12 protein-coding genes are annotated in these 14620 nt (G+C 69.0%); 5 read left to right on the top strand and 7 right to left on the bottom strand.

What is annotated here, in order from left to right; translation table 11 throughout:
• Positions 1-368 precede the first annotated feature (368 nt).
• A complete protein-coding gene (locus FBZ83_RS07060) occupies positions 369-1598 on the top strand; it encodes a sensor histidine kinase (RefSeq protein WP_145681781.1) in 1230 nt (409 codons plus the stop codon).
• Positions 1599-1635: 37 nt separating this feature from the next.
• On the opposite strand, the gene FBZ83_RS07055 is transcribed toward FBZ83_RS07060, so the two are convergent.
• The 5 genes from FBZ83_RS07055 to FBZ83_RS07035 form a co-directional block, all read right to left on the bottom strand.
• Positions 1636-2043, bottom strand: coding sequence for a response regulator (locus FBZ83_RS07055; protein ID WP_145681778.1), 408 nt, complete (start codon positions 2041-2043; stop codon positions 1636-1638).
• A gap of 41 nt (positions 2044-2084) precedes the next feature.
• Positions 2085-5126: a response regulator gene (locus tag FBZ83_RS07050; protein WP_145681776.1), complete on the bottom strand. Its 3042-nt coding sequence runs from the start codon at positions 5124-5126 to the stop codon at positions 2085-2087.
• 13 nt (positions 5127-5139) lie between these two features.
• Complete coding sequence (locus FBZ83_RS07045) at positions 5140-5976, bottom strand: substrate-binding periplasmic protein (protein ID WP_247888188.1); 837 nt, start codon at positions 5974-5976, stop codon at positions 5140-5142.
• 7 nt (positions 5977-5983) lie between these two features.
• Entirely contained in the window at positions 5984-6748 is a 765-nt protein-coding gene (locus tag FBZ83_RS07040) for a substrate-binding periplasmic protein (protein ID WP_247888187.1), read from the bottom strand.
• 278 nt (positions 6749-7026) lie between these two features.
• Complete coding sequence (locus FBZ83_RS07035; RefSeq protein WP_145681772.1) at positions 7027-8517, bottom strand: methyl-accepting chemotaxis protein; 1491 nt, start codon at positions 8515-8517, stop codon at positions 7027-7029.
• On the opposite strand from FBZ83_RS07035, the gene FBZ83_RS31640 reads away from it, so the two are divergent.
• From FBZ83_RS31640 to FBZ83_RS07025, 3 genes are all read left to right on the top strand, one after another.
• Entirely contained in the window at positions 8420-8668 is a 249-nt protein-coding gene (locus FBZ83_RS31640) for a hypothetical protein (RefSeq protein WP_211101642.1), read from the top strand. The two genes, FBZ83_RS07035 and FBZ83_RS31640, sit on opposite strands and share 98 nt — an antisense overlap.
• A 261-nt stretch (positions 8669-8929) precedes the next feature.
• Entirely contained in the window at positions 8930-9400 is a 471-nt protein-coding gene (locus FBZ83_RS07030) for a MarR family winged helix-turn-helix transcriptional regulator (RefSeq protein WP_145681770.1), read from the top strand.
• A 35-nt stretch (positions 9401-9435) separates the two neighbouring features.
• On the top strand, positions 9436-9837 hold the full coding sequence (locus FBZ83_RS07025) for a DUF1398 domain-containing protein (RefSeq protein ID WP_145681767.1): 402 nt from the start codon (positions 9436-9438) through the stop codon (positions 9835-9837).
• Positions 9838-9859: 22 nt separating this feature from the next.
• Here the strand turns inward: FBZ83_RS07025 and FBZ83_RS07020 are convergent, their stop codons facing one another.
• Entirely contained in the window at positions 9860-10945 is a 1086-nt protein-coding gene (locus FBZ83_RS07020) for a hypothetical protein (RefSeq protein ID WP_145681766.1), read from the bottom strand.
• A gap of 272 nt (positions 10946-11217) precedes the next feature.
• Between FBZ83_RS07020 and FBZ83_RS07015 the strand changes: the two genes are divergently transcribed.
• The gene (locus FBZ83_RS07015; protein WP_186465997.1) at positions 11218-13308 is read left to right on the top strand and encodes a methyl-accepting chemotaxis protein; all 2091 of its coding nucleotides are present in this window, start codon (positions 11218-11220) and stop codon (positions 13306-13308) included.
• A gap of 24 nt (positions 13309-13332) precedes the next feature.
• Here FBZ83_RS07015 and FBZ83_RS31840 read toward each other — a convergent pair whose 3' ends face one another.
• Positions 13333-14484, bottom strand: a complete 1152-nt coding sequence (locus FBZ83_RS31840; protein WP_247888186.1) for a DUF2325 domain-containing protein — start codon at positions 14482-14484, stop codon at positions 13333-13335.
• Positions 14485-14620: the final 136 nt, after the last annotated feature.

Here is a 14620-nt window from a genome sequence, read left to right as displayed (position 1 = left end):
ACTATACGAGCGGTCTGTGACAGTTTGACGGGTGGGGGCGGGCTACCACTTTTTCGCGCCGCGGCCGCCGCCTGCGGACACGGAAACGCCTCTGGGCGCCGGCCGGTTCCCCCGCCGGATATGGCGGTTTGTGAATTCGGGAGATGCGTAAAATTAAGTTGTTTTTTCTTCAGGTAATGAGAATTCGGGAGAGTGTTGCGCCCAACCGGCACCGATAAATTGTCTTGGACGATAAAAAATCGCGTTGTAAGGTCTCTTTCGGCGGACGAGGGTGTTCCTGCAGGCTGGAGAAGCGCTGGTTGTGGCCGGCGCCCCCAAGCGGGGGGAGTGCCGGATCGTCTTTTCCGCCGCAAGAGGAAGGGGCGGATATGGGAGCACCGACGAAGGCGACGATTCTCATCGTGGATGACACCGCCGACAACCTGTCGCTGCTGAGCAGCCACCTGAAATCCATTTATACGGTCAAGACCGTGAACAACGGCGACGCCGCCCTGCGCATCGCCTTTTCCGACCATCCGCCCGATCTGATCCTGCTCGACGTCATGATGCCGAGCATGGACGGCTATGAAGTGTGCCGCCGCCTCAAGGCCGATCCACGGACAAGCGACGTTCCGGTGATCTTCCTCACCGCGCGCACCTCGGTGGAGGACGAGAAGTTCGGTCTCGATCTGGGTGCCGTCGATTACATCAGCAAGCCGATCAGCCCCCCCATCGTCCTGGCGCGGGTGAAGAACCACCTGTCGCTGAAGGCTACCGCCGACTCGCTGCGCGCCACCGTCGAGGAGGTGCGGGCCGCGCACAGCCGGCTGGAGGAGACGCAGCAGCACCTGATCCAGACGGAGAAGATGGCGGCGCTGGGCCTGCTGGTGTCCGGCGTCGCGCACGAGATCAACACGCCGATCGGCGTGGCGCTGACCGCGGTCTCCCATCTCTCCGCCCTGGTCGAATCGCTGGCCTCGCAGTTCCAGAGCGGGGCGATCCGCAAGTCCGACCTCGCCCGCTTCCTGGAGAACGCGCGGGAGGGCGCGCTGCTGGTCACCACCAACATCGTGCGCACCGCCAACCTGATCCAGAGCTTCAAGCAGGTGGTGGTGGACCGCGCCGGGTCGGAGCGGCGGGTGTTCGACCTGAAGGACTATCTGTCCGACGCGCTGTTCGGGCTCGATCCCCACCTGCGAGAAGGCGGGCACAGCCTCACCGTCTGCTGCCCCGCCGGCCTGACCATCGACAGCCATCCCGGCCCGCTGTCGGAGGTGCTGTCCATCCTGATCCGCAACGCCGTGGCCCACGCCTTCCGGCCCGGCCAGAGCGGGCGGGTCACCCTGTCGGTGACCCCGCGGGAGGAGGACTGGGTGGAACTGCGCCTTGCCGACGACGGCAAGGGGATCGACCCGGAGCATCTGCCCAAGCTGTTCGATCCCTTCTTCACCACCCGCCGTGGCATCGAGTTTCCGGGGCTGGGGCTCTACATCGCCTTCAACCTCGTCCATCAGGTGCTTCAGGGCACCATCGAGGTGGAAAGCCTTCCGGGGGGCGGCGCCACCTTCGTCGTGCGCATGCCGCGGCGGGTGTCCGCCCTGGCGGAGGCGTCGGCCTGAGGCTGGTTCGGACGGCGGCTGGCGCGAAGGGCGGCGGTCAGGACACCGGAAGCCGTGCGGCGACCCGCTGCAGCACCGTCGGCGGATCGACCGGCTTTGCGATGTAATCCACCGCCCCCAGGGCGAAGCCGCGCTCCCGGTCGGCCTCGTCGGCCCGCCCGGTCAGGAAGATCACCGGGATGTTCCGGGTTCCCGGCGCCTCCTTCAGGGCGGCGCAGACCGCATAGCCGTCCATCTCCGGCATGACCACGTCCAGAAGGATCAGGTCGGGCGCGGGCGACGCGCCGGCGATCTCCAGCGCCTTGCGCCCGTTGTTGGCGACCTTGATCCGGTAGCTGTCCTTCAGCAGGCCGCTGAGCAGCTTCAGGTTGTCGGGCGTGTCGTCCACGATGAGGATCGTGGCCTTCGGCGTAGCGGGGGCCGGTGCGGGCAATGCGATGTCCATGAAATCGTTCCGATGTGGGGAGCCGGCGGGCCGGCGTCTGATCAGGAATGCGCGGCCACGCCGCGCCCGGCCAAGGCCGCGTCCAGGGTCGCGGCGGCCTGGTCGAAGTCGAAGTTGCGGATCTGGCTGGCGATGGCCTCGAACCGGTCGGGGAAGGCGGCTTGCAGCAGGCCGGCGTTCGCCGTCAGCGCCTCCTCGGCGTCCGGGTCGCTGTCGACCAGAAGCTGGCGGAGCCGGTCGCACAGGGCGCGGAGTTCGTCCGCATCGACCGCGACGGCGTCGGCTCCGGACGGCGTGGTGGTGCCCGCCGGTGCCAGCGCCGCCTCCAGATGGGCGAGGAGGGCGCCGAGCGGCGGCTCCAGCGCGGCCAGCCGCGCGTCGATCTCCGGGCGTGGCCGGGCGTTGCGGATGACCGCCTCCAACCGCTCGGCGGCGTCCTGGACGGGGTGGGCGCCGATGTTGCCGGCGGTCCCCTTCAAAGTGTGGGCGCAGCGCTCCGCCGTGGCGAGGTCCCCCGCGTCCAGCGCCGCGCGGATGGCGGCCGTCGCACCGCGCTGCCCGGCGGTGAACTTGCGCAGCAGGTCGAGGTAGAGGCGCTGCTTGCCCAGCACCCGGGACAGTCCGGTGGCGGTGTCCAGCCCGGGAACGCCAACGGGCAGGTCGCCCTCCTCCTCCGCCATCCGGACGGGGAGGGGAAGGGGAGCCTCGGCGCCGAGCCCCGGGCGGGGCATGATCCAGGCCAGCAGTGTGGCCCACAGCGCCTCCGGATCGATGGGCTTGGCCAGATAGTCGTTCATGCCCGCGTCCAGGCAGCGGTCGCGGTCGGCCTGCATGGCGTTGGCGGTCATCGCGACGATGGGCAGAGCGTCGAAGCCCAGCCGGCGGATTTCCAGGGTCGCGGCAATGCCGTCCATGACCGGCATCTGCATGTCCATCAGCACGAGGTCGTAGGACGCCGCCTGCACCATGGCCACGGCGATGGCCCCGTTCTCCGCGACCTCGACCACCAGTCCGGCGTCGCCCAGCAGTTCGCAGGCCACCTGCTGGTTCAGGTCGTTGTCCTCGGCCAGCAGGATGCGCGCGCCGCGCAGGCGCGACAGATCAGCGGCCGGCGCGTCGGCCGGCGCCGGGGCGACGTCCGTCGCCGCCTCGTCGGCGCCGAGAACCCGCATGATGCCGTCGAACAGGGCCGACGGGTTGACAGGCTTGAACAGAACCTCTTCGATGGCTGTGTTCTCGGCGCCCTTCAGCACCTCCTCCCGGCCGTAAGAGGTGACCATGATGTGGTGGGGGGCCAGTTCCAGCTCCAGCGCGGCGAGGCCGGCGGAGGTCTCCAGCCCGTCCATGCCCGGCATCTGCCAGTCGAGCAGAACGACGCGGAAGGGCCGGCCGTCGCGCGCCGCGAGCCGTGCCGCCTGGATGGCCGCCTGACCGGATTCGACGGCCTCGGCGGTGAAGGACATGGCCGCGAGCATGTCGGTCAGTACGATGCGGGCGTTCTCGTTGTCGTCCACCACCAGGCAGCGCAGGCCGCGCAGATCGGGCCGCGGCAGCAGAACGCGGCGCGGCTTGTCGCGGCCCAGCCGGGCGGTGAACCAGAAGCAGGAGCCGCGGCCCGGCGCGCTCTCCACCCCGACCGCGCCGCCCATCAGCTCGGCCAGCCGCTTGGAGATGGCCAGACCCAGGCCGGTGCCGCCGTATTTGCGGGTGGTCGAGGCGTCGGCCTGCTGGAAGCTCTGGAAAAGCTGGTTTTTCTGTTCGTCGCTCAGTCCGATGCCGGTGTCGCGCACCTCGAAGCGGACGAGCAGCTCCTCGCCGGCCTCCTCCTCCAGCCGGACGATGATGGCGATCTCGCCGCGTTCGGTGAATTTGACCGCGTTGTTGGCGTAGTTGACCAGAATCTGCCCGATGCGCAGCGGATCGCCGATGAGGTCGCTCGGCACGGTCTGGGCGACGTCGAAGATCAGCTCCAGCCCCTTGGCCGCGGCCTTCTCGGCGATCAGGTCGGCCAGCGTGCCCAGCACCTTGTCGAGATGGAAGCCGGTGCGCTCGACGCTCAGCTTCCCGGCCTCGATCTTGGAGAAATCCAGGATGTCGTTGATGATGCCCAGCAGATGCTGGCCGGACTGGCTGATCTTGAGCACGTAATCGCGCTGGCGCGGCGTCAGGTCGGTCTTCAGCGCCAGATGCGACAGGCCGATCACCGCGTTCATCGGGGTGCGGATCTCGTGGCTCATGTTGGCGAGGAAGCTGGCTTTGGCCTCGGATGCCGCCTCCGCCCGGTCGCGGGTCAGGCGCAGCTCCTCGGCCTGGGTGCCCAGCCGGACGACGGCGTTCTGGATGCTGTCCAGCTCCTGCGTGCGGGCGCCGGGAAGCCGGATGTCGCGCTCGCCCTCGCCGATGCGGCGCAGGCCCTCGGCGGCGGCGAGCAGCGGGCGCACCACATGGCGGCGGATCAGCAGCCCGGCGGCGATGAAGATCGCCAGAACGGCGACGAAGGCGAACTGGATGACCTGCGACACCAGACGGGTGCGTTCCTGGATCTGGCCGAGGCGGCCGGCCGTCAATTCGGTGACGTCGACCAGCAGCCGGTCGCCGACCGCGTTCAGCTCGACAAGTGTCTGCGCCCATTTCTCAGCGAGGCGCTCCTCCTCGGCGGACGCGTTGACGTCGCCGGCTGTGGCGCCCTCCAACCGCCGGGCCTTCGCCGAGGAGACCTGCCGGATGACCGCATAGGCGTCCGTCACCTGCCGCTTCAGCGCGGGATCGAACTGGAAGGTCGGGTGGAACGCCAGGGCCTGGGCGGCCAGCAGCGCCTCGCGGCGGCGGCGGGGATCGTCGGCGGAGAGGACGATCGCCCCCGACTGCTTCAGCCGCTCCAGATTCACAACGGCGCGCTGGCGTTCCAGGATCAGCGGCACCATGCGGTCCTGGCTGTCGGCGGCCAGCCGTTCCATCTTGCCCTGCTCCCCGACGATGCCGAGGAACAGCAGACCGATCAGCACCAGCAGGATAGCGCCGCCGGTGAGAATCGCCGGCTGCAGCCGTACGCGGGGATGCCTGCGGTCGCGGGCGGGCGTCATGGCCGGTTCCGGTTCAGTAGATGTCGAAGGGGAAGTAATTGCGGTTGATCCGCTGGTAGGTGCCGTCGTTGCGCAGGGCCGTCAGCGCCCGGTCCACCGACGCCTTCAGGTCGTGCTGACCGGGCGGGAAGACGATGTGCACGGTCCCGCCCAGCCCGTCCTCGGACATCGGGGTGCCGATGGTCTCGAAACCGTCCCCGGAGTCGGACAGAAGGAAATGCACCACGTTCAGCGTCGGGCCGATGGCCATCTCGCTTTGGCCGTTGCGCATGGCCTCCCACAGGTCGTCGAGCGTGGAGACGGGGACCACGTTGGCCTGCAGCGCCGGATCGGCGTCGGCGAGACGGAGCAGGGCCGCATGCTGCCGCGAACCGCGGATGGCGGCGATGCGCCGGCTGCGGATCGCCTCCTCCAGGCCCAGTTCCGGCACGCCCCGCCGCCCGACCAGGCTGGTGCTCGACCGCCAATAGGGAATGGAGAACAGGAGCCGCTGCTCGCGGTCCGGCGTGCGCAGGACGTTGCCGAAGCCGATGTCGTAGCGGCCCGCGGCGACGTCGTCGATGATCTGCTTGAAGGGCGCCGCGTCGAAGCTGCACACCACGCCCAGCGACCGGCACAGCTCCCGCCCGAAGTCGATGTTGAAGCCGACCAGCAGACCGTCGGCGTCGCGGTCGCTGAAGGGCGGGGAATGGTCGATGACCACGACGCGCAGATGCGGCCGGCCGGCCGGCGGCGGCGCGTCGGCCCCGGCCGGCTGCGGCAGCGCGAGCCCGGCGAGCAGGACTGAGGCGGTCAGGACTGCGGCGGTCAGGATGGCGTGTGCCGTGGGGAAGCGCATGCGGAAACCCATGGGGGCCTCAGTACATCCGGAAGGGCAGGAAGCGGGAGCTGATGGCGTCGTAGCGCCCGTCCGCCAGGATGGCCCGCAACGCCATGTTGACGCGGTCGCGCAACTCCTCGCGCCCCAGCGGGAGGGCGATGGCCGACTCACCGCCCAGCCCGCTCTCGGTCAGCGGGTCGCCCACCACCTCCAGCGCCTCCCCCTCGGCGCTGGTCAGCAGATGGACGGTGACGGCGGTCGGGGCCAGGGCCAGATCGACCTGCCCGTCGAGGACGGCGCGCAGCGCCTCCGCCTGATCGTCGTAGATCACCACCGTGCAGCCGGTGTTCTTCGCGGTCAGGTAATCATACTGCTTCGACCCGCGGGTGACGGACACGCGCTTCCCGTTCAGGTCCGGCGCCACGCCCGGCGTCCATTCGCCGGCCCGCCCGATGTAGCTGGAGCTGGACCGCTTGTGGCGGTCGGTGAAGAGGTATTTCTTCATCCGCTCCGGAGTCTTCAGGATGCTGGCGACCGCAAAGTCGGCGGCGTTGCGGTCGAGCAGGTCCAGGACTTCCGGAAACTGCAGGGCGGTGATCTCGCAGCGGATGCCCATAGTGTCGCAGAGCGCGCGGGCGATCTCCACCTCGAAGCCGGTCAGCTTGCCTTGCTCGTCCACCATCGCGTAGGGAGCCATCCTCCAGGTCAGCACCCGGTAGACCTCGTCCGCCTCGGCGGACAGCACCGCCGGGACGGAGAGCAGGACGGCAAGCCACAAGGTCGCGACGGTGCGAAACGGCATCAGGCGGTGCATAGGCTGCCTCGGCATAGCGGAACGATGGAGCGCGGCGCCCGTCCGGCGTTCCATGGCCGGGGGCGCGCAGCGCTCCGATTGAACATCGGCGCGTCCGCCGGTTCAAATTCCGGCTCGGCCGTGACAATACCATCGCGGACGGACCGGTCAAGGCGATCATTAATCTTATAAGTTGCTAAAATTCCGGAGCATGCCGCCGAAACGGCGCCGATCGGATTTTATCTCTCCTTTCCCTCAATGCCCGCTGTCGTCTGTCGGGACGTTCATCAGGCCGCGAGGGTGCGCGACAGCGCCTTGACCTTTCCGGTCGATTGGGCGGCGTCTTCGGTGGCGCGGGCGATGCCGGCCATGTTGCCGCTGATCGTCGCGATGGCGTCGGCCGTGGCCTGCATGTGGGCGGAGATGTCGCGGACGACGGCACTCTGCTCCTCGGTGGCGGAGGCGATGGCGGCGGAGATGCCGTTCAGTTTGCGGATCGTCCCGCCGATCGAGCTGATGGCGCGGGCGGCGGAATCGGTGGCGCCCTGAACCTGGGCGATCTGCGAGGTGATCTGCTCCGTCGCCTTGGCCGCCTGGGTCGCCAGCGCCTTCACCTCCGTCGCGACCACCGCGAAGCCCTTGCCGTTCTCGCCGGCCCGCGCGGCCTCGATGGTGGCGTTCAGCGCCAGCAGATTGGTTTGGTTGGCGATGTCCGAGATCATCTTGACCACCAGGCCGATCCGCTTGGCGGCCTCCACCAGTTCCTCGACGGTCGCGCTGATCCGCTCGGCCTCGCCGACCGCCTCGTTCGAGATGACCGAGGCGGTGGCGGTCTGCTGGCTGATCTCGTTGACGGACGCGACGAGTTCCTCGGCCCCGGCGGCGACGGACTGGACGGTATGGCTGGTCTGGGCGGCGGCGTTCGCGGCGGCGGCGGCCTGCCGGTTGGCATCGGCGATGGACTGGGTGATGTGGCCGAGGTCACCATCCACCGCGCGCCCGATGTCGGCGCGGTTCAACCGCTCCTTGACCCGCTCCGTGGTGTCGGTGGCGAACTTGACGACCTTGGCCAGACGGCCTTGCGGGTCGAAGACGGGGTTGTAGCTGGCCTGGATCCAGACGTCGCCGCCATCCTTGCGGATCCGCCGGAATTCCGTCGTCTGATGCTCGCCTCGCCGGAGCGCGTCCCAGAAGCGGCGGTAGCCATCGCTGTTGCGCTCCTCCGGCGCCACGAAGATGGCGTGATGCCGACCGGTGATCTCCTCCAGCCGGTAACCCATGGTGGCGAGGAAGTTGGCGTTGGCCGTCAGGACATTGCCGTTGATGTCGAATTCGATGACCGCCTGCGATTTGTTGACCGCGGCGATCTGCCCCTCCTGATCGGCGGAGCGGTGTTTGTCGGCGGTGATGTCCACAGCGTAGGCCACGACCATGACCGTCCGTCCCGCGTCGTCGCGGATCGGGGTGAAGAGCGTGTGGACCCAGGTTTCCCGTCCCGCCTTGTCAACCAACAGGCATTCCCCGGACCGCGGTTCGCCGCGCCGCAGCGCATCCCACACGGCCTTGGGGTTGCCACCCTCCTCGCCTCGAAGGGAGAGAACGGACGACCAGGGACGACCCTTGATCTCATCCGGGCTGCAGCCAAGCGCGGCAATGAAGTTTTTGTTTGCGGAAAGAACAATGCCGTCCGGCGAAAGTTCGATGATGGCCTGGGCAGCATCCAATGCCGCGAGCTTGGCTTTAGCTTCCGCGTGTCCCGCTGAGATGAGCTTGAACATGGTATCACCAGAGGCGTGTGAAGGTGGCTGGGTGACCGTATCGCCAATTGATTTAGATAACACTAATCATGAATTTCAATTCAATTTATCGCAATATGAGATTTCAAATAGTCATACTCTGATCGTTTACCGCGTTGGTGATACAAAGTGAAACTGGAGTCCGGCACTTTGGCCCTGCATTGAAAAGTTCGATCCCGTTTCGCTTAATTTTCCCAGCATCGGCTGAACAGAAATTATAGGGAACGCTTTCAATTGGCTTGGGGCCATTCGTTTCAACTTTGAAACAACACTATCCTCATGTGAGCGGCTGGGCGGGAGACGGTGTCGTTGCGCCGACAGAGCACCGATCCGGGAGAGTGACTCCAAGAAGTTGACAAGGAAACCATTGTTGGATTAGTTTCCAAGGAAACTCATGGAGGGTCTGTTGGCCGAGCCGAACATCAGCCCGCTCGACGCGCATCTCGGCTACTGGCTGCGCTTCGTGTCGAACCACGTGTCCCACGCCTTCGCCGCGATGCTGGCGGAACGGGGGGTGACCGTCGCCGAATGGGTCGTCCTGCGCGACCTCCACAGCAACGACGGCGTTGCGCCCAGCCTTCTCGCCGACCGGCTGGGCATGACGCGGGGCGCCATCTCGAAACTGGCCGATCGGCTCGCCGCCAAGGGGCTGCTCACCCAAACCGCCGATGCGGACGACCGGCGTTACCAGACGCTGGCGCTCACCCCGCAGGGGCGGGCGCTGGTGCCCGATCTGTCCGCCATGGCGGACCGCAACGACGCGAATTTCTTCGGCCATCTCGACCACGCGGAGCGGGCGCGGATCGAGGAGACTCTGAAGGGCATCGTCCGCCGGATGGGGCTGCGCTCCATTCCCATCGATTGACCGCTCATTTGACCGCGACGCACGGAGACAACGCCATGGACCCCCGAATCACCGCCGTCCTGCAGGAGTGCAGCCGCGCGTCGGACGACGAGCGAATCACATTTCCCGAGGTCGTCGCGGCGCTGGCCGTCGCAGGGGTGGAGCGCTACCACACCGATCTCGTGCGCGCGGAGACGACCTACTATTTCCCGGACGGGACGACGGAGCGGGTGGAGGTTCTGCCGTCCACCCTGGCGCCGGCCGTGGATTTCTCGGCGGAGGGCGTGGAGTCCGCCGTCCGCGCCATCCAGGCCGGAGCGATCCGTTATGGTGGCTTCCGCGAGCGGGTGCTGCGGGCCGGCTGCGCCGGCTGGACGGTCAGCATCCTGGGCCGGCGGGTCGTCTATTACGGCCGCAGCGGCGACAGCCACACCGAGTGGTTCCCCGGCGTGCGCTGACTCCGCTGGGCCGTTTCCGCTCTCACCAGCCCAGGCGGCGGGACAGCACGGGGCCGAGGTCGCCGCGCCATTCCTTCAACTCGGCCTCCGCGCGCTCGACCGCCCGTTGGTCGCGGAAGCGCTTGAGCGCGCGGTTCGCGTCGCCGCGCGCCTCCATGGCGGCCAAGCGCTTGGCCACCTCCGGCTCCGACGCCACGGCCTGCCGCCAACGCTCCAGCCGCACCTCCGCCACCGCATCCACAATGGGCTGCAGCGCCGGCATGCGGCCCAGCTTCTTCACACCGGGCGCCAGCCGGGTCGCGGCGGCGGCGGCGGCCTCCTTGGGGATGCGCGGAAAGGCCCGCTGCACCGCCTTGGTCAAAGCGTCCTTGATATCGTCGCCGCGCTGCTTGGCCTCGGCGCCCCGGCTCACCCGCGCGGCGGCGCGCGTCTGCTTCTTGGCGTGCCAGGACAGGATGCCGTCGGCGATCTCCCGCGCGTCGGCATCGAGCCAGACGACGCTCTCCGCCCCGTCCGCAAGCAGCGCTTTCGCCGCGTCGGGAAGCTCCGGGTCGTCTGCGGAGGCGGTTCCGGCGAGACCCAGCGCCTTCAACGACCGCAGGGAGCGCGCCCGTCCGTCGTCGCCGGCCAGCAGGACGGATTCCGCCAGGGTGCCGCCATCCAGCAGGCCGTGCAGAAGCTCCAGGTCACCATGGGTCCAGCGGCGGGCGGCGGTCAGCCGTTCCACCCGCAGGCGCAGCAGGTCGCGCACCGCCGGGCGGGCAGCGGCCGGAGCGCAGCTTTCCACGCGCCACACGCCGCCCTCGAACCGCGCGACGGCCCACTGCGCGCCGTTCTCGACGGGCCGGTCGGTGGGGAAGGCACCATCCAGGTTCCAACGGTCGCTGGCCCGCAGGCACCCCTCTGGTGGACTCTGCCAGGGCGTTCCGGGCTTGGAATAGAAGCTTGGAGCCACCGGGTTGCGCAGGACGAAGCGCCAGCCCGCGACCTGCGCGGCGAGGCTGTCGGGCATGGTGGCCGGACGGGGCGCATCGCCCAGCTTCAAGAGAGGTTCAGGGGCATCCTGGTTGGGCAGAGAGGCTTCGGGCGACGGGTGTTCAGACGGCATGACGGCTCCTTCCGGCGGCACTGTAGCACAGGGCGCGGCGGCGCCCTGCAACTTTGCGGCCGTCCGTTATCGAAGAGTCCGTCGGCATGGCGTTTTATTAAGGCTGGTCGGCAATGTTTAAAAACAACCATAGAAATATCTGTAACCTATCCATGATTTCAGCCTCCTGAACGTTCCGCATGGCAAATTACGATCTCTTGATCGAGGTCAAGGAGGAACGCCGTGGCGCAAACTCAAATTGACGAATGTTGTTCGTTGCCGCGAGAAGTTCCATGCGATTACTGTCGATCAAGGTCATTCTGCCGCAGATTGTCGGCGGACTCGCTCTTCTCGGAATTTTCATGTCCGGCGATGCCGCCTTCGAGGCCCTCCGCGGCGTCGAGACGGCCGCGGCCTACCGCAGGGTCAATCAGGTGGCCAGCGGGCTGGTGGTCGCCGCCGGGGACTTCGCCCAGGAACGGGGCGCCACCAACGGCGCGCTGAACAGCCCGGACCCGCTTCCGGCCGATCGGCGCGCCCGCCTGCAGCAGCGCCGCGACGGCGCCGACGGCGCCTTGGGGGCCGCGCTGGAGGCGTTGCGCGCCGCACCGGAGATGGGCCGGCACACTCCGCGCCTGGACGCGGTGGAGGCGTCGATGACCGCCTTCAAGGATTACCGGCGCGGTGTGGACGAGGCGCTGTCGCGCCAGCCCGCCGATCGCTCGCCGGACGTGGTGTCGGGATTCGGCGCGGTCATCACCGCGCACATCGAGCGGATCGGCTCCCTGCGCCTGTTGCTGGAGGCGGTGGCCCCGCCACCGAAGACGGCGACCTTCCAGCTGGTCCAGTTGCGCGGCTATGCGGCCGACATGGCCGAGCATGCCGGGCGGGAGCGCGGGCTGTTCAGCGCCCTCGTCGCCGGCGGGCGGGCGGTCACGCCTGCACAGGCCGAAGCGCTGGCGCAGTCGCGCGGGCGGCTGGAGCAGGCCTGGGACGGCATCCGCGCGCTGCGCGCGCGCCCGGACCTCACTCCGCACCTGGCCCGCGCCATCGACGGGGTCGAGGCCGCCTATTTCCAAGGCTTCTCGGAGACCCGGCGGGCCGTTCTGAAGGCCGGTGCGGACGGTCGCTATCCCCTGACCGCCGACGAATGGTTGAGCCGGGCGACCGTGGGCATCGACTCCATCCTCACGCTGGCCGGAACGGTGGGCGCCGCCATCGACGCGGCGGTCGCGGAGGCCGCGGATGAGGCGCGCTCCGACCTGCTCGTCAGCCTCGCCGTCTTCACGCTCAGCCTGCTTCTGGGCGTGGGTGGCTCGCTGCTGGTGGTCCGGCGGATCGTCCGGCCGCTGACCGCGATGACCGGGGCCATGCGGCAACTGGCCGATGGCGATCTGGCGGTCGCCATCCCCGGCACCGGGCGCCGCGACGAGATCGGCGCCATGGCGCAGGCCGTCGAGGTCTTCCAGGAGCACGCCGTGGCGCGCGAGCGGCTGGAGGCGGAGCAGCGGCGCGACCAGGAGGCGCGCGAGCGGCGGGCGGCCGCGTTGGACCGGCTGACCCGCGGCTTCGAAGCCAAGGTGAGCGGGCTGGTCGGCACCCTGTCCTCCGCGGCGACCGAGATGGAGGCGACCGCCGGCTCCATGTCGACGGCGGCCCAGCAGACCAACCACCAGTCCTTCGCCGTGGCCGCCGCGTCGGAGCAGGCCTCGACGAACGTGCAGACCGTAGCGGCGGCGACCGAGCAGCTCACCGCCTCCATCCGGGAGATCGGCAACCGCGCCGCCCAGTCGCAGGCGATCACGACGCGGGCCGTTGCCGACGCCCGGCGGACGGACGAGACGGTCCGGCTGATGGCCGGCTGCGCCCAGCGCATCGGCGAGGTGGTCGGCCTGATCCAGGCGATCTCCAGCCAGACCAACCTGCTGGCGCTGAACGCCACCATCGAGGCGGCGCGCGCCGGCGACGCCGGCAAGGGCTTCGCCGTCGTGGCGCACGAGGTGAAGACGCTGGCGAGCCAGACCGCGCAGGCGACCGACGACATCGCGGCGCAGATCGCCCAGGTGCAGACCGTCACGCGCGACGCCGTCGCGGCGATCCAGGACATCGCCAGCGTGATCGGCGAGGTGAACGAGATCGCCACCGCCATCGCCGCCGCGGTGGAGGAGCAGGGCGCCGCCACCCAGGAGATCACCCGCAACGTCCATCAGGCGGCTGTCGGCACGCAGGAGGTCGCGTCCAACATCGCCGGCGTACAGCAGGCGGCCAACGACACCGGGGCGGCGGCGACCCATGTGCTGAGCGCGGCGCAGGAGCTGTCGCAGCAGGCGGAGCGGCTGACCGGCGAAGTCGGCGACTTCCTCGCCGGTGTCCGCAGCGCCTGACCGCAACAGGCGCCCGGGCGGCGCTCAGTGGTGGGCGGATTCCTCCCCGGCGCCGTCCTGTCCGAAGCTGTGCAGGATGCGGGCGAAGCTGGTGGCGCCGGCGCTGCGCATGGGAACGAAGGGCTTGCCCATGCGGCGGCACAGCCCCTTCACCCGCAGGCAGGCGTCGTGGCTGACGCAGTCGACCGGACAGACCACCACGTCGGCGCGCTCGACCAGCCCCTCCAGGCAGCGGGTGGTCTGCTCGAACCCGCCGTCATGGTGCAGCAGGCAGCCGTTGCGCGTTTCCACCGCCGCCCGCAGATGGGGCAGGCTCTTGGTCCGTCCGCCCACATAGAGGATGGCCCGCCCGCCGAGGTCGGTCGGGGCGTTCGTCCCGGCAACGGCGGTGCGGCGGAGCTGCGCGGCCGGCGGGTCGAGCAGGCGGCGTAGCCGCTCCACCTCCGCCTCGGCGTGGCGGGCGCGCATCCGCTCGCTGGCGACGCGGCGGTGCAGGGCGTCCATGGTGCGCAGAAGCCGCGCCTGGCCCGGCGCGCGGCCGGACGGCGCTTTCGGGGCGATCGGCGTTTCCAGAACCGCGGGCGCGGCCCGCTGGGCGGCGAGCTGAGCCTCCAGCTCCCGGATGCGGGCGTCCTTCTCGGCGACGCGCTCGGCGGCGGCGCGCTCCTGCTTGGCCAGCCGGGCGGTCATCTCCTCGCAGCGCCGGGCCAGATCGCGGTTTTCCCGCAATTGGCGGCGGTTCTCACCGCCCATGATGTGGGAGAGCATGTGCACGTCGGCGAAAGCGCGCACCCGCACCGCGTCGGGCATGGCGCCGTGGCTCAGCACGCCCCAATAGGCGGCGGCGACGTCGCCCGAGGCCACCGCGGCGGTCCACAGCGCCATCCAGCCCTCTTCGGTCGTCTCGCGCGCGAAGCGCTTCACCGCGATGGCGAAGGTCTCGTCCAGTCGCTTGTGCATCAGCCGGGCTTCCGGCCCGTCTTCCGCGGCCTTCTCCACGAAATAGCGGTGGATGTCGTAGGGGCGGGCGTCCGCCGTGGGGACCAGCTTCAGCCGCCGGCACAGCCACGCCACATCCTCCGACGACAGGCAGGTGCCCACGATCGAGCAATGATACTCCGTGGGAATCGTCCACAGCTTCCGGCGCTTGGCCTGTCCCAGTACGCAGGATGGCACGGTCTTCCGACAACGCTCACACATCGTCTCCGCCCCCGATTGGCTTCGGCTGTTGAATCGCGGATTCCGTCCGGAGCCAAGCGTGGCGGTGGAGCGGAACATGCTCCACTAATAGTGCGAATCATTCGCATTTGCA

Source organism: Azospirillum brasilense (genome assembly GCF_007827815.1).
In the GTDB taxonomy this organism is placed as follows: domain Bacteria; phylum Pseudomonadota; class Alphaproteobacteria; order Azospirillales; family Azospirillaceae; genus Azospirillum; species Azospirillum brasilense_C.
Note: the sequence above shows the minus strand (reverse complement) of the source record. Positions and strands in the feature narration are given on the sequence as shown.